Annotated in this window: 11 protein-coding genes; 6 read left to right on the forward strand and 5 right to left on the reverse strand. The window is 75.9% G+C overall.

Going from position 1 to position 21,965, the window contains the following annotated elements:
- Positions 1-107: 107 nt before the first annotated feature.
- Positions 108-5,417 (forward strand): type I polyketide synthase, encoded by a 5,310-nt coding sequence (locus R4Z62_RS01500; RefSeq protein ID WP_491518905.1) that lies wholly within the window; start codon positions 108-110, stop codon positions 5,415-5,417.
- Positions 5,318-8,986, forward strand: a complete 3,669-nt coding sequence (locus tag R4Z62_RS01505; RefSeq protein ID WP_491518906.1) for a type I polyketide synthase — start codon at positions 5,318-5,320, stop codon at positions 8,984-8,986. The genes R4Z62_RS01500 and R4Z62_RS01505 overlap by 100 nt, the downstream gene beginning before the upstream one ends.
- A gap of 54 nt (positions 8,987-9,040) precedes the next feature.
- Here R4Z62_RS01505 and R4Z62_RS01510 read toward each other — a convergent pair whose 3' ends face one another.
- A complete protein-coding gene (locus R4Z62_RS01510; protein WP_491518907.1) occupies positions 9,041-10,588 on the reverse strand; it encodes a carboxylesterase/lipase family protein in 1,548 nt (515 codons plus the stop codon).
- Between the two features lie 44 nt (positions 10,589-10,632).
- Entirely contained in the window at positions 10,633-11,547 is a 915-nt protein-coding gene (locus R4Z62_RS01515; protein ID WP_491518908.1) for an MBL fold metallo-hydrolase, read from the reverse strand.
- A gap of 191 nt (positions 11,548-11,738) precedes the next feature.
- Between R4Z62_RS01515 and R4Z62_RS01520 the strand changes: the two genes are divergently transcribed.
- Positions 11,739-14,522, forward strand: a complete 2,784-nt coding sequence (locus tag R4Z62_RS01520; RefSeq protein WP_491518909.1) for a helix-turn-helix transcriptional regulator — start codon at positions 11,739-11,741, stop codon at positions 14,520-14,522.
- A 145-nt stretch (positions 14,523-14,667) separates the two neighbouring features.
- Positions 14,668-16,275, forward strand: coding sequence for an alpha/beta hydrolase (locus tag R4Z62_RS01525; RefSeq protein ID WP_491518910.1), 1,608 nt, complete (start codon positions 14,668-14,670; stop codon positions 16,273-16,275).
- Positions 16,276-16,384: 109 nt separating this feature from the next.
- On the opposite strand, the gene R4Z62_RS01530 is transcribed toward R4Z62_RS01525, so the two are convergent.
- Positions 16,385-17,020, reverse strand: coding sequence for an SRPBCC family protein (locus R4Z62_RS01530; protein WP_064531045.1), 636 nt, complete (start codon positions 17,018-17,020; stop codon positions 16,385-16,387).
- Positions 17,021-17,218: 198 nt separating this feature from the next.
- Here R4Z62_RS01530 and R4Z62_RS01535 point away from each other — a divergent pair, with 198 nt between their 5' ends.
- Together R4Z62_RS01535 and R4Z62_RS01540 are read left to right on the forward strand one after the other, a co-directional pair.
- On the forward strand, positions 17,219-17,881 hold the full coding sequence (locus R4Z62_RS01535; RefSeq protein ID WP_385502109.1) for a TetR/AcrR family transcriptional regulator: 663 nt from the start codon (positions 17,219-17,221) through the stop codon (positions 17,879-17,881).
- 157 nt (positions 17,882-18,038) lie between these two features.
- Positions 18,039-18,425, forward strand: a complete 387-nt coding sequence (locus R4Z62_RS01540; RefSeq protein ID WP_491518911.1) for a VOC family protein — start codon at positions 18,039-18,041, stop codon at positions 18,423-18,425.
- A gap of 30 nt (positions 18,426-18,455) precedes the next feature.
- On the opposite strand, the gene R4Z62_RS01545 is transcribed toward R4Z62_RS01540, so the two are convergent.
- Positions 18,456-20,003, reverse strand: coding sequence for an eCIS core domain-containing protein (locus R4Z62_RS01545; protein ID WP_491518912.1), 1,548 nt, complete (start codon positions 20,001-20,003; stop codon positions 18,456-18,458).
- Positions 20,004-20,262: 259 nt separating this feature from the next.
- Entirely contained in the window at positions 20,263-21,705 is a 1,443-nt protein-coding gene (gene argG / locus R4Z62_RS01550; RefSeq protein WP_064531047.1) for an argininosuccinate synthase, read from the reverse strand.
- Positions 21,706-21,965: the final 260 nt, after the last annotated feature.

Consider the following 21,965-nt stretch of genomic DNA (forward strand, 5'->3'; position numbering starts at 1 on the left):
TGACGCGTCGTCAACTTGCTTACCGCACAAGGCTCCACCTCCGGGCAACCGGTCCCCCTGTGTCACCGTCTCCTCAACCACGGGTGCACAGAGGAGGGTTCGAGCGGGTGACCGATGACACGGAAGTCCTCAGGCCGCTGCACGAGACGCTGCGGGAGCACGCGCGGCGCCTCGGGGAGAAGACCGCGTTCCAGGACCGGCGTACGCGGCTGTCCTACCGTGCGCTGGAGCGGCGCGCCGGACGGCTGGCCGGCCACCTGGCGCGGCTCGGACTGGCGCGGGGCGAGCGGGTGGCGATCCTGCTCGGCAACCGGGTGGAGGCCGTCGAAAGCCTGCTCGCCGTCACCCGTGCGAGTGGTGTGGGCGTACCGCTGGATCCCGGGAGCACCGGGACGGAGGCGGCCCGGCTGCTGGACGACTGCGCGGCACGCGTGCTCGTCACCGACGACGACCGGCTGACGCGCCACCCCGGGCTGCTGTCCCGCCCCGGACTCACGGTGGTCGCGGTGTCCGGCGCCGCGACGGACCCCGCGCCGGGGGCGGAGAGCGGCCCCGCGGAAGCGGCGGCGGCCGGTGTCCCGCGCGCGCTGCGGTACGAGGACCTGGCCGGTACGGAGCCGGGTGTGCCCGCGCGGGACGACCTCGGTCTCGACGAGGTGGCCTGGCTGCTCTACACGTCCGGGTCCTCGGGTGTCCCCAAGGGGGTCCTGTCGACCCAGCGCAACCGTCTGTCGTGCGTCGCCGCGGGCCTGGTCGGCGTCCTGGGTCTGGGCGAACGGGACCGGCTGCTGTGGCCGCTGCCCCTGCACCACGCCATGAGCCAGGTGGTCTGCGTCCTCGGAGTGACCGCGAGCGGGGCGAGCGCGGTGCTGCCGGACCGGTTCTCGGTGGCGGAGGTGCTCGGCGAACTGCGCCGCGAGGACGCCCCGTACACCCTGCTCGGCGGGGTGCCGACGACCTGCTCGGCGCTGCTCGACGCGGTCCGGCGCGAGGCGGGGGCCGAGGACGGGGACGGGGACGACGGGGACGGGCGCGGGCGCGGGCGCGGGCTGGGCACACCGGCGCTGCGGGGCTGTGTCAGCGGCGGCGCCCCGGCGGGCGCCGGGTTCCGCAGGGCGTTCGAGACGGTCTGCGGGGTGCCGTTCCTGGAGCACTACGGCAGCACCGAGGCAGGGCCGGTCACCATGGCGGCGCCGGGCGAGGCGACCGCCCCCGGTTCGTGCGGCCGGGTGCTGCCCGGCACCCGGGTCCGCGTCGGCGGCGGCGCGGACGGGCGGGACACCGGCGAGGGCGAGCTGTGGGTGAGCGGGCCCGGCGTCATGCCCGGGTACCACGACCGCCCCGAGGCCACCGCCGAGGTGCTGCGCGACGGCTGGTTCCGCACGGGCGACCTGGCCCGGATCGACGCCCGCGGCGACATCGTGATCACCGGACGGGCGGGCGATCTGATCGTCCGGGGCGGGGTGAACGTGCATCCGGCCGAGGTGGAGGCGGTGCTGCGGCGGCTGCCCGAGGTGGCGGACGCCGCGGTGTACGGCCGTCCCCACCCGCTCTTCGGCGAGGTGCCGGTGGCCCAGCTGGTCGCCGGGCCGGGCGGGGCCGGTCTTGACCGGGGCCGGATCCTCGCCGCCTGCCGCGCGGAGCTGTCCGCCGCCAAGGTGCCCGCCGGCCTGTACGAGGTCGGGCACATCCCCCGCACCGCCTCCGGGAAGATCGTGCGGTCCGCCCTCGCCGACCGCCCGGCACGGCCGCTGGAGGCGGACGACGTGGCGGGAGTGCCGATGGCGGCCGGGGGGCCGGCCTCTGCCGGAGGACCGGCCTCTGCGGGAGGACCGGGTGCGCCCGAGGAGTCGGCTGCGGCCGGAGAGCCGGACACGGCCGACGGATCCGGTACGGCCGACGGATCCGGTACGGCCGGACGACCAGGTACGGGCAAAGGGTTAAGCGCGGTCGACGGGTTGGGCGCGGCCGGAGAGCCCAGTACGGCCGGGGGGCCGGCCGCCGGCGAAGGGACGACCGCGGATCTGCTGGGCCTCGTGCGGCGGGAGGCGGCGGCTGTGCTCGGCTGTGCGCCGGGGGCGGTGGATCCGGGCACGGCCCTGCGGGACCTGGGCATGGACTCGCTGGCTGCGACGGCGCTGCGCGAGCGGCTGTCGACGGCGACCGGTCTGCCGCTCGGCGAGGCCGTCGCCTTCGACTTCCCCACGGCCGCCGCGCTCGCCGCCCACCTTCGGGCGCGGAGCGCCGCCGCGCCCGCCGCGGTCCCGCCCGCGCGCCGGGCCGCGGCCCCGCCGGACGAAGATCCTGTGGTGATCGTGGGCATGGCCTGCCGTTACCCGGGGGGCGTGACCTCCCCCGAGGAGCTGTGGCGACTGGTCGCCGAGGGGCGGGACGCCATCGGCCCGTTCCCCGCCGACCGCGGCTGGGGCACCGAGGCGCTGTACGACCCGGACCCGGGGCGGCCGGGCCGGACGTATGTGCGCGAGGGCGGCTTCCTGTCCGGCGTGGACCTCTTCGATCCGGGTTTCTTCGGTATCTCCCCGCGCGAGGCGACGGCCATGGACCCGCAGCACCGGCTGCTGCTCGAAGTGGCCTGGGAGGCCGTCGAGCACGCCGGGATCCTGCCGCGCGCCCTGCGCGGCACCGCGACCGGGGTCTACGCCGGTCTGATGTACAGCGACTACGCGGGACGGCTCACCCGGACGCCCGAGCAGGTCGAGGGGTATCTGAGCATCGGCAACGCGGGGAGCGTCGCCTCCGGCCGGATCTCCTACACCCTGGGGCTCGAAGGCCCGGCGGTCACCGTGGACACGGCGTGCTCGTCGTCCCTGGTGGCCCTGCACCTGGCGGCGCAGTCGCTGCGCCGGGGCGAGTGTGTGTACGCGCTGGCCGGAGGGGCGACGGTGATGTCGGGACCCTCGTCGTTCGTGGAGTTCAGCCGGCAGCGGGCGCTGGCACCGGACGGCCGCTGCAAGGCGTTCGGCGCGGCCGCCGACGGCACGGGGTGGGCCGAGGGCGCCGGGATGCTGCTGCTGTGCCGCCGCTCGCAGGCGCGGCGCGCGGGGCTCTCCGCCCTGGCCGTGGTACGCGGCTCGGCGGTCAACCAGGACGGGGCGAGCAACGGCCTGACGGCACCGCACGGCCCGGCGCAGCAGCGGGTGATCCGCCAGGCCCTCGCGGACGCGGGCCTGGCGCCCGGGGACATCGACGCGGTGGAGGCGCACGGTACGGGGACCCGGCTGGGCGATGTCATCGAGGCGGAGGCGTTCCTGGAGGTGTACGGGCGGCAGCCGCGCGAACGCCCCCTGCGGCTGGGCTCGGTGAAGTCGAACATCGGGCACACGCAGGCCGCCGCCGGGGTGGCCGGTGTCATCAAGACGGTGCAGGCGATGGCGCACGGTGTGCTGCCGCGCACCCTGCACGCCGACGCGCCCTCCCCCCGGATCGACTGGTCGTCGGGACGGGTGGCGCTGCTGAACCGGCCGGTGGAGTGGCCGGTGACGGAGCGCCCGCGCCGGGCCGGGGTGTCCTCCTTCGGGATCAGCGGCACCAACGCCCATGTGGTGCTGGAGGAGCCCCCGGCGGATCCCGACGCTTCCCCGCCGTCACCGACGGCGGCGGCGCTCCCCACGTCGGCGGCGCCGGAACCGGTTCCCGTGCCGTTGCCGGTCTCGGCGCGGACCGAGGCGGGCCTGCGGGCCCAGGCACGGCGGCTGTACGAGTACGTCGGCGCCCGACCCGATGCCGCACCGTTGGACCTCGGCCACTCGCTCGCCACCACCCGCACGGCCTTCGAGCACCGGGCCGTGGCGGTGGCCCGCGACCGTGCCGGACTGCTCGACTCACTGCGGCTGCTGGCGGACGGTGAGACCAAGGCAGGGGTGCGCAGGGGAAGTTCCCGCAGCCGTGGTCCACTGGCTTTCCTCTTCACCGGTCAGGGCAGCCAACGCCTTGGCATGGGCCGTGAATTGTCTGCCGCGCCTGGGCAGTTCCCGGCCTTCGCCCGGTCGTTCGAGGCGTGCTGCGCGCTGCTCGATCCGCTGCTTCCCGTCCCCCTGCGGGACGTCGTGTTCGCCGACGCCGGGACGGAGAAGGCGGCGCTGCTGGAGACGACCCGGTTCGCGCAGCCCGCGCTCCTCGCCGTCGAGACGGCCCTGTTCCGGCAGTTCGAGGAGTGGGGGGTGCGCCCTGACCTGGTGGCCGGGCACTCGGTGGGCGAGGTGGCCGCCGCCCATGCCGCCGGGGTGCTGTCCCTGGCGGACGCCTGCACGCTGGTGGCGGCCCGAGGACGGCTGATGGACGCGCTGCCGCCGGGCGGCGGCATGGCCTCCGTCGCCGCCGGTGCCGACGAGGTGGCCGATGCGCTCGCCGGGACGGGCGGCGCGGTGGAGATCGCCGCGGTCAACGGGCCCGCCTCGGTGGTCGTCTCCGGGGACCTGGACGCGGTGCGGGAGACGGCCGCGTACTTCCGGGAACGCGGCCGGCCGGTGACGCACCTGCGGGTGAGCCATGCCTTCCACTCCGCACGCATGGATCCCATGCTGGCCGACTTCTCGGAGGCGGTGCGGGACCTCGACTTCGCCGCGCCGCGCCTGCCGCTGGTCATGGCCGTGTCGCCGGGCCGGGCGGCCACCGACGCGGAGGTGGCCACGGCGGAGTTCTGGGCGGACCACGTCCGCCGCCCGGTCCGCTTCGCCGACTCCGTGGCCCGGTTGCGGGACCGGGGCGCGGCGCACTATGTCGAACTGGGCCCGGACGGGGTGCTCACCGGCCTGGTCCGCCGCTGCCTGGCCGCGCCCGGACCGGCCCCGGCGGCCCCGGAGCAGGGAGGCGGCACAGACGGCACGAACGACGTCGACGGCGGGGACGGCACGGACGGCGGGGACGGTGCCGGAAGCGGTGCGGGCACGGAGGCGGGTGCCGGGCCGACCGCGCCTACGCTGCTGCTGTCCGCGCTGCGCGGGGCACGGCCGGAGGCGGAGTCCGTCCTCGACACCCTTGCCGCACTGCACACCCATGGGGTGCCGGTCGACTGGCGGGCCGTGTTCGCCGGTCGCGGCGGCCGCCGCGTCCCCCTGCCGACGTACGCCTTCCAGCGCCGCCGCCACTGGCTCGACGCGGCCCCGCCGCATCCTTCCGCCGCCTCCACGGCATCCGCGGCATCTGCGCCCACACCGTCCGGCGTCGCCGCGCCGCCGGGCGCCGGTCCGGTCCATCCGTTCCTGCGCACTCGCGTCACGACGGCCGATGACGGCGGGGCTGCTGCTGGGCGGGCTGCTGTCGGTGCGCGACCAGCCCCTGGCTGGCCGATCACGTGGTGGCCGGATCGGTCCTGTTGCCCGCGACCGCCTTCGTGGAGATGGCCCTGTACTCCGGTGCCGCCGCCGGGACGCCCGTGCTCGGCGAACTCACCCTGACCGCGCCCCTGGTGTTGCCGTCCGACAGCGCGGTGGAGGTCCAGATCAAGGTGGCGGGACCGGACGAGCAAAGGCGGCGGACCGTGCTGTTCCACGCCCGGCCGCACACTCCGGCGGGCGACCGGCCGTGGCAGCGGCACGCCTCGGGCACGCTGGAGCCACCGGAGCACGCCCCTGCGGATCCGCATCCGGACGGCGAGGAGTTCGCGGGGTCCGCCATGTCCGGGAACGGGACGACCTGGCCGCCGTCCGGCGCGCTTCCGCTGCCACCGCTGTCGCCGTCGTCGCCCGCCGATGGCAGGGGCCGGGATCCGTACGAGCGTCTTGCCGGGGACGGGCTGCGCTACGGCCCCTCCTTCCGTGGCCTGCGGGCCGGTTGGCGGCGCGGGCAGGAGCTGTACGCCGATGTCGTCCTGCCCACGGCCGCGACCGCCCACGCTCCGGCGACCGCCCACGCTCCGGCGGCCGGTCCCGAGCAGGGCCTCGGTCAGGGCCTCGCTCAGGGCCTCACTCGGGACTTCGCCCTGCATCCCGCCCTGTTCGACGCCGCGCTGCACGCCCTGGCGCTCCACGGCACCACCACAGGTGCCGGGGACCGGCCCGGTGGTGACACGTCCCGTCCCGCCCTGCCCTTCGCCTTCGACGGGGTCCGCCTGCACAGGCCCGCTGCCGATGTGCGGCGGCTGCGGGTACGGATCGCGCCCGGCCGGGAGGGGCGGTGGCGGGTGGACCTCGCCGACGAGGCGGGTGTGCCGGTGGCGTCCGTCGACGCGCTGACGCTACGTCAGCTCCTCTCTCCCACCTCCCAGTCGGCGGGCACGCTCGCCGGGGGGCTGCACCGGGTGGACTGGGTACCGGCGGACGGGGCGCCGCAGTCGGAGGCGGTGCCGCACTGGGGTGTGCTGGGCGAGACCGGCACACCGCTGGTGGACGCCCTGGCTCCCCCGGGATCGGGTGTTCCCGTACATGCCGCCCTCGCCGCGCTCGGTTCCCTCGGCACCCCGCCGCCCGTGGTCGTCGCGCCGTGCCCCGCGCCCCCGGACACGGACGCGGGAGCGCGGAACGACGCGGGGCGGACGCGGTGGGCGGCGACCTGGGCGCTGCGGCTGGTCCGGGAGTGGCTCGCCGCACCGCGCCTGGCGAAGTCCCGTCTGGTCGTGGTGACCCGCGACGCCGTCGCCCCGGCAGGCGCGGATCCCGCCCCTGCGGACGGCACCGGGCCCGTACCGGCAACGGCGGAACCGTCCCTTCCGGCGCACACGCCGGTGTGGGGACTGGTCCGCTCGGCGCTGCGGGAGAACCCGGGCAGCTTCGCGCTCGTCGACGTCGACGGGGATCCCGCGTCGTGGCGGCTGCTGCCCGCCCTGGCGGCCTCCCCCGCCCCGGAGACAGCCGTACGGCGGGGCGTGGCGCACGTCCCGGAGCTGGTCCGGGTCCCCGGCGCAGGGGCGGGGCGACGGCACGGGCGGGCGGCCGGACCCCGGGCCGGACGGCGGCTGGACCCCGGCGGCACCGTGGTGATCACCGGCGGTACCGGCTCCCTGGGCGCGCTGGTGGCCCGGCATCTGGTCACCGCCCACGGCGTACGGCATCTGGTGCTGGCCAGCCGACGCGGGCCGCGGACACCGGGGGTGGACGGACTCGTCGCGCAGCTACGCGCCGCGGGAGCCCGGGTGAGCGTCCGGGCGTGCGACGTCGGGGACCGCACGGCGCTCGCCGCCCTGCTCGACGGCGTACCGGAGGACCGACCGCTGACCGGGATCGTGCACGCCGCCGGGGTGCTGGACGACGGGATCGTCCCGGCGCTCACCGACGACCGGCTGGCGCGGGTGCTGCGGCCGAAGGCGGACGCGGCCCTCGCCCTGCACGAGCTGACCCGGGGGCACGACCTGGCCGTGTTCGTGCTGTTCTCCTCGGTGGCGGGCACGTTCGGCTCGGCGGGGCAGGCCACCTACGCGGCGGCGAACTGCGTCCTGGACGCGCTGGCGCGGCACCGGCGGCGGCTCGGGCTGCCCGGCACCTCGATCGCCTGGGGCCCCTGGCGGCAGCACGGCGGCATGATGGCGCACCTCACCGACGCGGACCTGCGGCGGATGGCCGCCGCCGGGTTCGGCCCGCTCGGCGACGACGAGGGCCTGGCCCTGTTCGACGCGGCGGTGGCGGGGGACGATCCGGTGGTGGTGGCGGCCCGCCTCGACCCGGCCGCCCTGCGGTCCGGTGACCCCGGCGCCCCGCACGCCGGCGGTCCGGCGGCCGGGCGCCGCCCGCCGCGGCCCGTGCGCGGCCCGGCGGACCCGGCCGGTGACCCGCTCGCCCGGCGGCCCGGACCGCTGCTCGCGCGGGTGCGGGCGCTGGCGGCCTCGGTGCTGGGCCACCCGGAGGGGGCGGACGCCGTCCACCCGGACGACCTGCTCGCGGACCAGGGACTCGACTCGCTGGCCGCCGTCGAACTGCGCAACCGGCTCACGGCCGCCACGGGACTGGCGCTGCCCGCCACCCTGCTGTTCGACTTCCCGACCCCGCGCGCGGTCGCCGCCGAACTGGCGCAGCGGTACGCCCGGGAGGCGGCCGCCGCGGAGAGGGTCGGCACCCTCGCAGCCCCGGCCCCCGCTCCGACTCCGGCTCCGGCTCCGGCTCCGGCTCCGGCTCCGGCTCCGGCTCCGGCTCCGGCTCCGGGATGCGACGGCTCCCCGGCCCACAGCGGATCCGCTCTCAGCGGACCCGACGCGCACGAGGAGTCCCCGGGGCACGACAGGCCCGCGCCGGACTCCCTGGGCGGGCTCTTCCGTACGGCCTGCGCCCAGGGACGGACCTGGGACGGCATGGTGCTGCTGACCGTCGCGGCCCGCTTCCGGCCGGTCTTCGACCGTGCCGGGGCCGCCGGGGAGGCGCACGGCCCGGTGCCGCTCGCACCGGACACCGCCGGTCCCCGGCTGGTCTGCTTCCCCGCCCTCAGCGCGCTCTCCGGACCGCAGGAGTACGCCCGTCTCGGCGCCGGACTGCGGGACCTGCGCCCGGTGTCGGCGCTGCGGCACCCGGGGTTCGGCGCCGGGGAGGCGCTGCCCGCCACCCTGGACGCCCTCCTGACCGCCCAGGCGGCGGCGGTCCGGACGGTCGCGGACGGCGGTCCGGTGGTGCTGCTGGGCCGCTCGGCGGGTGGCTGGGCGGCGCAGGCGGTGGCGGAGCGGCTGGCCGCCGAAGGGGCAGCGCCCCGGGCCGTGGTCCTGCTCGACACCCACCCGAGCCCGGACGCGGACCGGGAACAGGCGCTGCCCGCGATGACGGTGGACATGCTGCGCCGGGCGGCGCGGTTCGCCTCCGCCGAGCCGGACCGGCTGACGGCCATGGCCCGGTACGCGGAGCTGTTCGCCGGCTGGGCGCCGCAACGGCTCGCGGCGCCCACGCTGTTCGTCCGCGCGCGGGACCCGCTGCCCGGTACCGGACCCGCTCCGGTCTGGCCGCTGCCGCACACCGAGGTCACCGTGCCCGGCGACCACTTCACACTGCTGGAGGAGCACGCCCGGACGACCGCGCTCGCCGTCCACGACTGGCTGGCCGGTGCGGTCTGACGCCGACGACGACAGCGACGGCGTCCGGGCATCTCGGGGCGAGGTGGGCGCCGGTCAGGTCCAGGCCAGCCGTTCGGCCCGGCGCGGATCGTCGGCCTGGGTCCATTCGGTGCCGATGCGCATCGTGGTCCGGCGCGCGGTGCCGTACGGGTCCCAGCCGGGGTCGCCGGTGCGGGCGAAGCGGATCCAGGCGCCGTGCATCCGGGCCGCGAGCCCTGCCGGGGGTTCTCCGGGGCCGAGCAGGCCGTCGGCGCCGCGCAGCGCGGGAAGGCGGACGCGGTCGAAGACGAAGGGGAGTTCCACCGCGTGGGCGGCGCCCAGCGCGCCACCCAGGGCGGCGGAGCGCCAGGCGAACTCGTAGGCGTAGGTGGCGGATCCGGGGTGTGCCGCGTGGGCCTCCGCCAGGGCGCGGCTGCCCGCGCCGAACAGGGCGTCGCCGAGGACGGCGGACCGCAGGGCGCCGGGTGACGCCCCGGGGCGCGCGGTCCGGTGCGCCGCGACCAGCCGGTCCGGATCGGGGTGGGCGCGCGCCGCCGTGTCGTGCACGTCCGCTTCGGTGGAGCGGGCGTACGCGTCGACGGGGACCAGATAGAGGTTTCCCTCCTCCGTGTTGGTCCCGATGAGCAGGTCGACTCCGGCGCCGAGCCCGGCGGCCACGGACCGGGCGGGCTGGGTGCCGAGGACCAGGCCGAAGGGGCTGAGGCCCAAGAGCGGGTCGTGGTCGGTGGCGGTGCGCAGGTCGATGCCCGTGAGTCCGGCGGCGGCCTCGACCAGTTGTTCGTCGGGCAGGCCGGCGAAGGCGTCCGCGTGCGGTGCGGCGCCGAGGATCCGGGCGGCGGCCGCGGTGACCCGGGCGGCCTGCTCGGGGGTGAACGCGCCCAGGCCGCTGCCGCTCTGGACGATCGCCCGGCGCAGGAGCCCTCCGGCCTCGGGGGCGGCGAGGACACCGCCGACAAGAGTCGCCCCGGCCGACTGCCCGAACAGGGTCACGTTGCCGGGGTCGCCGCCGAACGCGGCGATGCTCGCGCGGACCCAGCGCAGGGCGGCGACCACGTCGAGCAGGCCGCGGTTGGCGGGGGCCCCGGGCAGGTCGAGGAACCCGGCGATGCCGAGCCGGTGGTTGACGGTGACGAGGACGACGCCGTTCCGGGCGAAGGCGGTGCCGTCGTACAGCGGCGAGCGGGTCGAGCCGGCGACGAATCCGCCGCCGTGGACGAACACCATGACGGGCAGGCCGCGTTCGGCGGCTCCGGGAGTACCGGGGATGCCAGGAGTGCCGGGCGCGCCGGGAGTGTCCGGGACACCGGGCGTCCGGACGTCCACGGTGAGGTAGTCCTCGCCTCGGACCCAACCGGGCCCGAAGTAGGGGGACATGTCGACCCTGCCGAGGCTCCGGGCAGACTGGGGCGCGGTGGGTCCCGGTGCGGTGGCGTCGCGCACGCCGGACCAGGGCGGGTGCGGCCGCGGTGCGGCGAACCGGCCGGCGCCGCGGGGCGGGGCGGCGTAGGGGATGCCGTGGAAGGCGAGGGTGCCGTCGTCCTGGCGCAGGCCGCGGACGGCGCCCTGCCCGGTGGTGACGACGGGGTCCGGGCGATGGTGCACAGGTGTGCCTTTCACGGGACTCACAGGTGTGCCCTTCACGCGGCTCAGTCGTGGTCGGTGTACGGGGTGAGCGGTGCCCAGCCCTTGACGGCGAACTTGCTTCCGTCCCGCACGACTTCGGCGGCGCCGTGCCCGCCGAAGTGCGCGGGGACGACGAGGGCGTGGTGGTCGGCGGCCCAGCCGAGGATCCTGCGGCGGGTGGCGCGGGCGCCCGCGGGGTCCTCGCAGAAGCAGCTGTTGGCGTCCGGTTCGAGGATCTGCGCCGGGCTGTGCAGCAGATCGCCGACGAACACCGCGCGGTCGGACCCGGAGGCCAGGGTCAGCACGGAGGAGCCCGGGGTGTGTCCGGGCGCCGCCTCCAGACGCAGCCCGGCGTCGATGCGGTGGCTGTCCTCCCACAGCACTGTCAGGCCCGCCCGGTGCACGGGGGCCACGCTGTCCTCGAAGACGTTCTGGTTTCCGCGGCCGATCGTCGATGTGTGGCCGTTGTCCGGGTTCCAGAAGTCGAATTCGGTCTTCGGGATGAGATAGGTGGCGTTGGGGAAAGTGGGGACCCAGTGCCGGTCCTCCAGGACGGTGTTCCAGCCGACGTGGTCGTTGTGGAGATGCGTGTTGATCACGATGTCGACGTCCTCGGGGCGGACTCCGGCCTGTTCGAGCCGGGCCAGGAAATCGGTGTCCAGGTGGCTCCAGAGCTGCGCGTACGGACGTTCCTTGTGGTTGCCCGCGCCGGTGTCGACGAGGATTTTCCTGCCTTCGCTGCGTATCAGCCACGTCTGGACGGCGGCGTTCACGACCTGTGTCCCGGGGTCCAGGAAATGCGGGACGAGCCAGGAACGCGCGTCCTGCCAGGTCTCCTTCGGTACGTCGGGGACGATGTCCGCGGGAGTGAATCCCATGGGTCCGTAATATTCCCGGATCCGGGTGACGGTGATGTCGCCGAATTCGATGCTTTCCATTTCTCTTCTCTCTTCCTCACCGGTGTGCGGGCTTTTCCAGAACCGTAGGAGCGGGGCCGGTGCGGCGGGTATCGGTCACATGACTGCACCCGCCCGAGCGCCCCGGGGAGGTCCGGCCGGGCCCGCCGGTAGCCTGGAGCGGGCAAGGGCGAGGCGGCTCCGCTCGGCGGGCCACGACTCCGGGAGACTCCGTGGACGAGCACGCGGACGGCGGCCGGGCGGCCGTCGGCCCCGAGGCGGACGGGGGTCCGCCTCTCGTCGGCCGCGAGGCGGAACTGCCGCGCGTTCTGCGCGCGTTGGACATGCCGTCGCCCGATCCGGTGCTGCTGCTCCTCGGCGAGCCGGGCACGGGGAAGAGCGCGCTGCTGGAGCGGGCGGTGCGCCGGGCCCCGGCGGCGGGCGTGCGCGTGCTGCGCGCCGAGGGCAGCGAGCCCGAGAAGGGGCTGCCGTTCGCCGCGCTGCACCAGTTGCTGCGGCCCTCGGCGGCGGAGTGGGACGGGCTGGAGCTGGCCGGGGAGCGGCGGGAGGTACTGCGCGGAGTGCTCGCGGCCCGGCCGGTCGCGGCGGACGGCGGTGTCATGGCGGCCGGTGTCGCCGTGCTGGACCTGCTCTCGGCCCTGGGCGGCCGGTGCCCGCTGCTCGTGGCGGTGGACGACGCGCAGTGGTGCGACCGCGCCTCACTGGAGGTGCTGTCGTTCGTGGCCCGGCGGCTGGCGGGCGAGCCGGTCACGATGCTGGTCGCGGCCCGCCCCGGTGACGCCCTGCCGGTCCTCGGCCCGCGGGCGACGGCACTCACCCTGGGGCCGCTCGACGCCGCCGCGGCCGGCCGGCTGCTGGACCTGCGTCCCGACCGCCCCACCGGCCGGCTCCGGGCGCGGATCCTCGCCCAGGCCGAAGGCAATCCGCTGGCGCTCACCGAGCTGGCGGGGAGCGCCACCACGGACGCGGCCGGACCGGTGGGCCCGCTGCCGCTCGCCGCCCACCTGGAGCGGATCCACGCCGCCCCGCTCGGCGCGCTGCCCGCCGCCGCCCGCCGGGCCCTGCTGCGCCTCGCCGCGCTGGAACCCGCCGACTCCCCCGCTCTCGCGGCCGTGCTCGCGGACGCCGGGGACGCGGCGTGGGCGGCCGCCGAACGGGCCGGACTGGTGCGGCGCAGCGGCCGCGGCCCGCGGTTCGGTCATCCGCTGCTGCGGTCCGCCGTGTACCACGCCGCGCCCTTCGACGCCCGGCGCGAGGCCCATCGGGCGCTCGCCGGCCTGCTGGACGAGGAGCCGGACCGGCGGGCCTGGCACCTGGCCGCCGCGACGGCTCTTCCGGACGCGGCCGTCTCCGCGGAACTGGAGCGGACCGTGGGCCCGGCGCGGCGCCGGGGCGGGCACGCCGCGGCGGCCGAGGCGCTGCACCGTGCGGCGGAGCTGGCGCCGGACCGCGCGGACGGCGCGCGGCTGCTGGTGGCCGCCGCCGAGGAGGCCGTACTCACCGGCGACCTCGACCGGGTGGAAGAGCTGGCCGCCGCGGTACGGGCCCGCACCGACGACCCGTCGCTGCTGGCGGACATCGCCGCGCTGGCGGGCCGGCTGGCGGCACTGACCGTACGGCACACCGTGGTCTTCGCCCGACTGGCCGACGCCGCCGAGGAGTTGTGCCTCGTACGGCCCGACACCGCCCTGGACCTCCTCGCCGACGCGGTGGTGGTCCGCTTCTACTGCGGACGCGATGTCCAGCGGCGGCGGATCGAGGACGTGCTGCGGCGCCTGCCGGAGGACCCGTCACGCGACTGGCTGCGCACCTGGGTGCGGGCCGTGTGCGATCCGTTCGCGGACCGGGCGGAACTGCTCGGCGTGCTGCCGTGGATGGCGGCCGAGGCGCGGCGGCGGCCCGATAGGCTGGCCGCTCTCGGGGTGATGGCCTGGCTGCTGGACGAGACGCCGCTGGCCGTGCGCGCCTTCGACGAGGCGTTCGACCGCTGGGGTTCGCGCGGGCCGCTGCCGGACGGTCTGGGCGGCGCGGCCACCTGGAGCTATGTGGACCAGGGCCGCTGGGAGCGCGCCCGGCAGGCCTGCGCGCGCAGCGCCGCCCTCGCGGCGGCGACGGGCCTCGACCACGCCGTGTCCTGCGCCGCGGCCGTGGACGCCATGGTGCTGGCCCACCAGGGCGACACGGCGGCGGCCCGCGCCCGCGCCGCGGAGGCGCTCGCGCTGGTCGACCCGCTGGAGAGCCGTTCGGTGACGGTGTACGCCCGGCGCGCGCTCGGTGCCGCCGACCTCGCGGAGGGCGACTTCGAAGCGGCGTACGACCGACTCCGTACGGTCTTCACCGCCGAGGGCGCGCCCGTCCACTACCACGCCTCATATCCGGCGCTCGCGGAGCTGGCCGCCGCGGCGGCGCGCAGCGGGCGGCGGGCCGGGGCCGCGGTGGTCGTGGAGCGCTGCGCCCGCGACCTCGGGGACGACGCCTCGCCCCGGCTGCGGGCGCTGGTCAGCCGGGCGCGAGGACTGCTGGCCGGTGCGGAGGACGCGGCCGAGACGCACTTCCGGGCGGCCCTTGCCGACCCGGAGCTGGAGCACTGGCCCTTCGAACTGGCGCGGACCCGGCTGGACTTCGCCGAGTGGCTGCGGCGCCGGCGGCGTATCGCGGAGGCGCGGGCGCCGCTCGGCGAGGCCCTGGAGACCTTCCGGCGCCTCGGGGCACGCCCGTGGGCCGAGCGGGCGCGGGCCGAGGCGCGGGCCGCGGGTCTCGGCGTCATGGACCGGGAGCCGGACGCGCTCGCCCGGCTGTCGCCGCAGCAGCAGGAGATCGTGCGGCTGGCGGCGCGCGGGCTGACCAACCGCGAGATCGGCGAGAAGCTGTTCCTCTCCCCGCGTACGGTCGGCTCGCACCTCTACCGCAGCTTCCCCAAGCTGGGGATCACCGCCCGCTCCCAGTTGCGCGACCTCGTCGAGGGGGCCGCCACGTCACCGGGGGGCCGGCCCTGACGGAAGGCGGCCCGTCCGCGCTGTCCGCACCGTCTGAACCAGCTGTGACCGCAGGGGAGTTGCGACGAGACGGGGGTGTGCCCCACCCCTGACTCTCCGGCTGACTCCAGGGTCTGCGCGACCGGAACAGGGAAGAGTGATCCGCATGAGAACATCACTCCACTCGGCCGGCGCACGGGACCCGGGCGGCACGGCCCGGCCGACGGGACGGCTCCGGCCGCCGGGGCGGCGCGGGGCGGCCCTGGCCGCGGGTGCCGCCGCGCTGGCCGCGTTCGCCACCATGGCACTGACGGCGCCCGCCGCGTCCGCCGCACCCGTGGCGACGGCCGCCGCGCGCACCGGCGCCGGACCCGCGGTGCCCGCCCTGCACTGGACCTCCTGCCCCTACCCGGACGCCCCCGCCGAACTGCAGTGCGCCTCCATCGAGGTGCCGGTGGACCACGCGCACCCGGACGGACCGAAGGCGACGGTCACGGTGGACCGGCTGCGGGCGACCGGCGCGCATCCCGTGGGCAGCCTGTTCTTCGATCCGGGCGGTCCGGGCGGGTCGGGCACGGAGTTCCTGTACGGCGAGGCCATGGGCGCGCGGTTGTTCTCCGCCGCCACCCGGGAGCACTTCGACGTGATCGGTGTGGATCCGCGCGGTGTCGGCCTGAGCAGTCCGGTGCGCTGCGATCCGGCGCTGCTCAACCGGCAGGTGTCGCTGTTCCCCGAGGACGAGGCCGCGTTCCGGCGCCTGGTGGAGCGGAACCGGGAGCTGGGTGAGAGCTGCCGCCGGCTGACCGGCCCCCTGCTGGACCATGTGGACACCGTCAGCGCGGCACGCGACCTCGAACTGCTGCGCAGGGCCCTGGGGCAGGGCAAGCTCAACTACCTGGGCCTGTCCTACGGTTCGCAGCTGGGCGCGACCTACGCCGAACTGTTCCCCGACCGCGTCCGGACCATGGCGCTGGACGGCGCCCTCGACCACTCGCTGTCCACTCCGGCGCTGATGCGCGGCGAGACCCACGCCTACGAGGACTCCCTCGACCGGTTCGCCGACTGGTGCGCGCGGGACACCTCGTGCTCGCTGCACGGCACCGATGTGGGGCGTCTCGTGGACGAGTTGGTGACGAAGGCCGACCACACCCCGATCCCGGCCCCGCAGTGCGCCGAGGACGGCGACTGCCGGACCTCGGTGACCGGTGAGGACATCCTCCTCGGTCTGCAGAACCTGCTGCTGTTCCCGGCCCGCCGGGCGGATCTGGCACTCGCGCTGGGCCGGGCGCACGACGGTGACGGCTCCGCGTTCTCCCCGGCCCTGGCCGCCGGTCCGAGCGACCGCATCGCCAACGGCAGCGCCCTCGCGGTCGAGTGCCAGGACTGGCCGACGCCGGTGCGGACCCTCGACGACCTGCGGCGGCTGCGGCGGGCCGGGCAGGCGGCGGCGCCCCGGCTGGGCGGCGCGTCGCAGTCGTGGACCATTCTGGCGGGCTGCGCCGGCTGGCCCGCGCCGGTGACGAATCCGCCCCGGCCGCTGCATGTGCACGGTGCCCCGCCGATCCTGATCACCAACGCGACCCACGACCCGTCGACGGCCTATCCGTGGGCCGTGCGGCTGGAGCGCGCGCTGCCCTCCGGTGTGCTGGCGACCCGCGACGGCGACGGCCACACCAGCTATCTGGCCCACGGCACCAGCCGTACGCGGGACGCCATCGACGACTACCTGGTCACCGGCCGGACCCCGCCGCGGGGCACGGTCTACACCGACTGACCCGGCCGACCCGGCTCACGCGCGCCCTCGCGGCCCTCGCGGCCCTCAAGGGCGGGCCCCGGACCTCACCTCACCGGTGGGTTCCGGGGCCTTGCCGCGGGCCGCCGGGTCAGCGCGTGAGGTGGTGGTGGGCGCGAGCCTCGGCGGTGGACTTCAGGTCGAGCAGCCACTGTTCGAGACCCTGGCGGAGGATCGCGGTCGCGGTGGGCACGTCGGCGTCCACCTGGGGGCCGGTGTGGGTCTCCTCGGTGCGCACCAGGACGCCTCCCCTGACCTTGGTGAAGTTCCACACGTGGACGCCGTCGATGTGCAGGCCCTCGCCGTCGGCGGGCCCGGTCCAGCGGATGCAGTCGCCGGGCCGGATCTGCCGGACGGTCGAGGTGATGTCCAGGCGGGTGGCGGGCGTCGAGGGGTTGGGCGGGACCGGGGTGGTCCACCGGAAGGCCGAGCCGGGCCGCAGCGGGCCGTGGTCGAGGCGCTGCGCGGTCGTGACGGCGGCCTGCCAGGCCGGCCAGCGCTCGATGTCGGTCTGGACCTTCCAGACGGTGTGCAGCGGCGCGTGGATCACGGTCTCCGTCCGGTGGCGGACCCGCGCGCCGGGGTCGACGCCCGCCCCGCGGCAGGTGAGGGAGGCGGCGGGGCGGCCGGGGTGCGCCGTGGCGGCACCGGCGGGTACGGCGGCGGTACCGAGGACACCGACGGCGAGCGGGACGGCGAGCAGGGCGGAGCGGAGCGTGCGGGACATGGCGTTCTCCTGTGTCGAGGGGGTGGCCGGAGACGGCAGACGCGGCTGGACGGGACCGGACGTGTCCAGAAGTGGCTAGAGGGCCGTCCGTTCGTTAGAAGTTATAACGTGCGGCGGATCGGCCGGTCAACAGCCTTCGTGATACCTTCTAACGAAACCTTGAGCACATAGCCGAGGCGACGGGGAAGGAGGCGGGCCATGGCGAAGGCGGAGGCGGCGGAGGCCAGGAACCCTCGGGAGCGCTATCGCGCGCAGGTCCGGGCGGAGATCAAGGAGCACGCCTGGGAGCAGATCGCCACCGCGGGGGTGCCCGCGCTCTCCCTCAACGCGATCGCGCGGCAGATGGGCATGAGCGGACCCGCGCTGTACCGCTACTTCGCCAACCGCGACGACCTGATCACCGAGCTGATCCGGGACGCGTACCGCAGTCTCGACGAGACGCTCGCCGCCGCCGCGGCCGGCGGCGCGGACCTGGCGGGACTGGCGCACGCGCTGCGCGAGTGGGCCCTGGCGGACCCGCAGCGGTACTTCCTCATCTACGGCACCCCGGTCCCCGGCTACCACGCGCCGCAGGACACCACCGAGACCTCCGCGCGGATCATGGCGACCCTGCTCGACGCCTGCACGGCGGCGCTCGCCCCGGACACCCCCGCGACTCCGTTCGGCGCCCATCTGGCGGACCACCGGGACTGGGCCCGCGAGCATCCCGCCCCGCCCGAGGCCCTGCACCGGGCCCTGTCCTTCTGGACCCGGCTGCACGGCCTGCTGTCCCTGGAACTCGCCGGCCACTTCACCGGCATGGCCTTCGACCCGGCCCTGTTCTTCGCGGCGGAACTGGCCGGCCTCACGGACCGCGCCTGACACGGCCGTGACGTCCGGGCACCGCGCCGGGACCTCCCCCGCCGGGACCTCCCCCGCCGGGACCTCCGCCGCCGGAACGCCCCGCGCCCGTACGATCCGTTCCCGGCGGACCGCTCCCCCGACCGGACCGCGCCCCGACGACCCGGAGGACACCCCCATGAGGATCCATCTCTCCAGCGTCTTCGTCGACGACCAGGAGAAGGCCCTGCGCTTCTACACCGAGGTGCTCGGCTTCGTGAAGAAACACGACGTCCCGGTGGGCCCGGACCGCTGGCTGACCGTGGTCTCGGCGGAGGAACCGGACGGCACCGAGCTGCTGCTCGAACCCTCCGGCCACCCCGCGGTACGGCCCTACAAGTCGGCGCTCGTCCAGGACGGCATCCCGGCGACCTCCTTCGCCGTGGACGACGTGCACGCCGAGTTCGGGCGGCTGCGCGGCCTCGGTGTGCGCTTCGTCCAGGAGCCGCTGGAGACGGGCCCGGTCACCACGGCGGTGCTGGACGACACCTGCGGCAATCTGATCCAGCTCGTCCACTCGCGGTGAGCCCGGCCGCCGGGTGAGCGCGCAAGACGGTCAGTCGGACTCGTACTCCGACTCGGAGTCGGGCGGCACATGGACGAAGTCGCCCTTGGCCATGTCGCCGTCGACCACCCACTCGCCGGTCAGCCGCGCGCCCACGTCACCGGCGCGCGAGCGGATCTCGTCGACGACGGCCCGCTCCCCGCGCATCCACTGCGGCATCAGCCAGTTGGGGAAGAACTGCCCATGGGCGCCCGCGGCGACCACCCGGTAGCCGAGCTGCCGCCCGATGTGCTCGTTGACCGCCTCGAACGCCCACTGGCAGGCGACACAGGCCAGCTTGACCCCGCCCATGTACACCGTCTTGGGGTCGCCCGGGTCCCTGGGCGCCTTCTTCCACGCGGCGACCTGCTCGCCCAGCAGGGTCATCTCGCCGTGCTGGGCGGGGACGCCCTTCTTGACCGGCGCGCTGATCGCGTACCAGGTGAGCGGCTTGTGCAACGCCGCGCGGATGGCCTCCAGTTCGGGCGACTCCGTGTGCTGGGCGGCGTACGAACCGGCGTCCAGGGCGCGGAGCTTGCTGCGGTCCTGCCGCTCGCGCTGCCGCTCCGCCGGGGCCGAGCCCCATCCGTGGTGGCCCGCCCTGGGCGCGGCGCCCCCGGCGAAGCCCCGGACCTCGGCGTCGATCGCCTGGCGCTGCTGCTCGGTGACCACCCGCTTGCCGGTGTTGCCCGCGATGCCCAGGGTGCCGTCGGGCAGCAGGTTGACGGCCAGGTGCGGGGTGAACTTCTTCCCGGCGCGCGGGTCCGTGGCGAGGATGACGCGTTCGGCGGTACGGGCCACCCGGTCCAGCATCCGCAGGGCGGCGTCCCGGTCGGACTCGCCGGACTCCTCGGTCTGCCGGAACGAGGGGGCGCGCTGCACGGCGGCGCGCTGCACGGCGGCCTCCGGCGCGGACCGCCGCTGGGCGGCCCCGCCCGTCCCGCCCGTGTCCTCGCGTGTCGTCGTGGGGAGCGCGGCGGCCAGGACGCGGTGCGCGTTGGCCTCCGCCTCGCGTTCGAACCGGTCGCTGGGGTCGCTGACGCGCAGGCCGTCGCCGTGGTCGGTGCCGGCGACCGGTCCCTGGCGCTGCTGGACGACATGGGTCAGCTCATGGGCCAGGGTGTGCCGGTCGGCGCCGCCCTCGCCGACGACGACATGGCTGCCGGAGGTGTACGCGCGGGCGCCGATCTCGGCGGCCGAGCGCCGCGCCGCCTGGTCGGTGTGCATGCGCACGTCCGAGAAGTCCGCGCCGAGCCGGGCCTCCATCTCGGAGCGCAGTCCCGGTTCCAGCGGCGCGCCGGGGGTGCGCAGCACCTCGTGCACGGCGGAGCGCTGGACGGGCGCCGCCTCGTCCGCGGCGGTGCCGTGTCCGCAGCCCGGACCGTGGCTGTGGCGCTCCTGATCGAGCATCCGGGCCACGGCGGCATTGCCCGCCGTGCGCTGGAGGTGCAGGAGCGAGGCGGCCTCCGGCCCGGCGGCGGCCGGCGGGCGGCCCGTGCGGTCCTTCACGGGCCGCGTGCCCGTGTCCCGTTCCGAGTTGTCCTGCGGGCGCGCGCGCATGACGGTCAGTCCACTCCTCCGGTAGCTCTCCCTCCATGGGAAGGTGCCGGGGGCGCCCGGGGCAAGGCACTTTCGGGCAGGGCCGGGGGCAGGACCGCCGGGCACCCTACGGGCACACGGGCCGACGGAGGGCCCGTCGGCCGGGAGCGGGACCGGCACCCGGCCGTACGGCGGGAGGGCCCGGCGCCGGGTGGCGCCGGGCCCTCTCGCCGGGGCCGATGTCCGCCGATGTCCGCCGCTGTCCGCGGGCGGTGTGCCGTCAGTCCGTGCCGGACTCCATGGCGGCCCGGTCCAGCATTTCGTCGTCGGAGCCCTCGCCGCGGGAGGCGATGGCCTCGGCGCCGCCCTCGGGCATGCTGCCGATCAGACCGGTCGCGGCGGCCTGGGCGGCGCCGATGGCGGGGGTGCCGCTGCCGATCAGGCCGATCGCCGCGTACTGCTCCAGCTTGGCGCGCGAGTCGGCGATGTCGAGGTTGCGCATGGTGAGCTGGCCGATCCGGTCCACCGGGCCGAACGCCGAGTCGACGGTGCGCTCCATGGAGAGCTTGTCCGGGTGGTAGCTGAACGCGGGGCCCGTGGTGTCCAGGATTGAGTAGTCCTCACCGCGGCGCAGCCGCAGGGTCACCTCGCCGGTGACGGCCGCGCCGACCCAGCGCTGGAGCGACTCGCGGACCATCAGCGCCTGCGGGTCCAGCCAGCGGCCCTCGTACATCAGGCGGCCCAGGCGGCGGCCCTCGGTGTGGTACTGGGCGAGGGTGTCCTCGTTGTGGATCGCGTTGACCAGGCGCTCGTAGGCGGCGTGCAGCAGGGCCATGCCGGGCGCCTCGTAGATGCCGCGGCTCTTGGCCTCGATGATCCGGTTCTCGATCTGGTCCGACATGCCCATGCCGTGTCGGCCGCCGATGGCGTTGGCCTCCATGACCAGGTCGACCGGGGAGGCGAACTCCTTGCCGTCGATGGTCACCGGGCGGCCCTGGTCGAAGCCGATCGTCACGTCCTCGGTGGCGATCTCGACCTCGGGGTCCCAGAACCGTACGCCCATGATGGGCTCGACGGTCTCCACGCCGGTGTCCAGGTGCTCCAGCGTCTTGGCCTCGTGGGTGGCGCCCCAGATGTTGGCGTCGGTGGAGTACGCCTTCTCCGTGCTGTCGCGGTAGGGGAGGTCGTGGGCGAGCAGCCACTCCGACATCTCCTTGCGGCCGCCCAGCTCGGTCACGAAGTCCGCGTCCAGCCAGGGCTTGTAGATCCGCAGCTGCGGGTTGGCGAGCAGGCCGTAGCGGTAGAACCGCTCGATGTCGTTGCCCTTGAAGGTCGAGCCGTCGCCCCAGATCTGGACGTCGTCCTCCAGCATCGCCCGCACCAGGAGCGTGCCCGTGACCGCGCGGCCGAGCGGGGTGGTGTTGAAGTAGGAGCGCCCGCCGGAGCGGATGTGGAACGCACCGCAGGTGAGCGCGGCAAGGCCCTCCTCGACCAGCGCGGCACGGCAGTCGACCAGACGCGCGACCTCGGCGCCGTAGGTCTTCGCACGGCCGGGCACGGAGGCGATGTCGGGCTCGTCGTACTGGCCGATGTCGGCGGTGTACGTGCACGGGACGGCGCCCTTGTCGCGCATCCACGCGACGGCGACCGAGGTGTCGAGGCCGCCCGAGAAGGCGATACCGACGCGCTCGCCGGCCGGAAGGGAGGTGAGGACCTTTGACATAGGAAGAGTATGCACCCTTACGCATGACCATGCAAAGCCGCCTGTCCGCGCGCCGCCCTCACCGGCACACCCGTCGGCGACGGCGTCGTCGCGATGGACGGCCCGCTCGGGGCGTCGCCGGTCTCCGAGCCGAGTCCGAGAGACGCTGCGGCGGGCCGGTCCCGCCACGCTTGACCGGGTCCGGCGAGGGGCCCGCCGCCATCGGTCCCATGGGCAGCGCGGCGGGTGCCGCGCGGTCGCCGGAAGTCTGATCGCCGCGG

It is taken from the genome of Streptomyces sp. PL-25 (assembly GCF_058344915.1).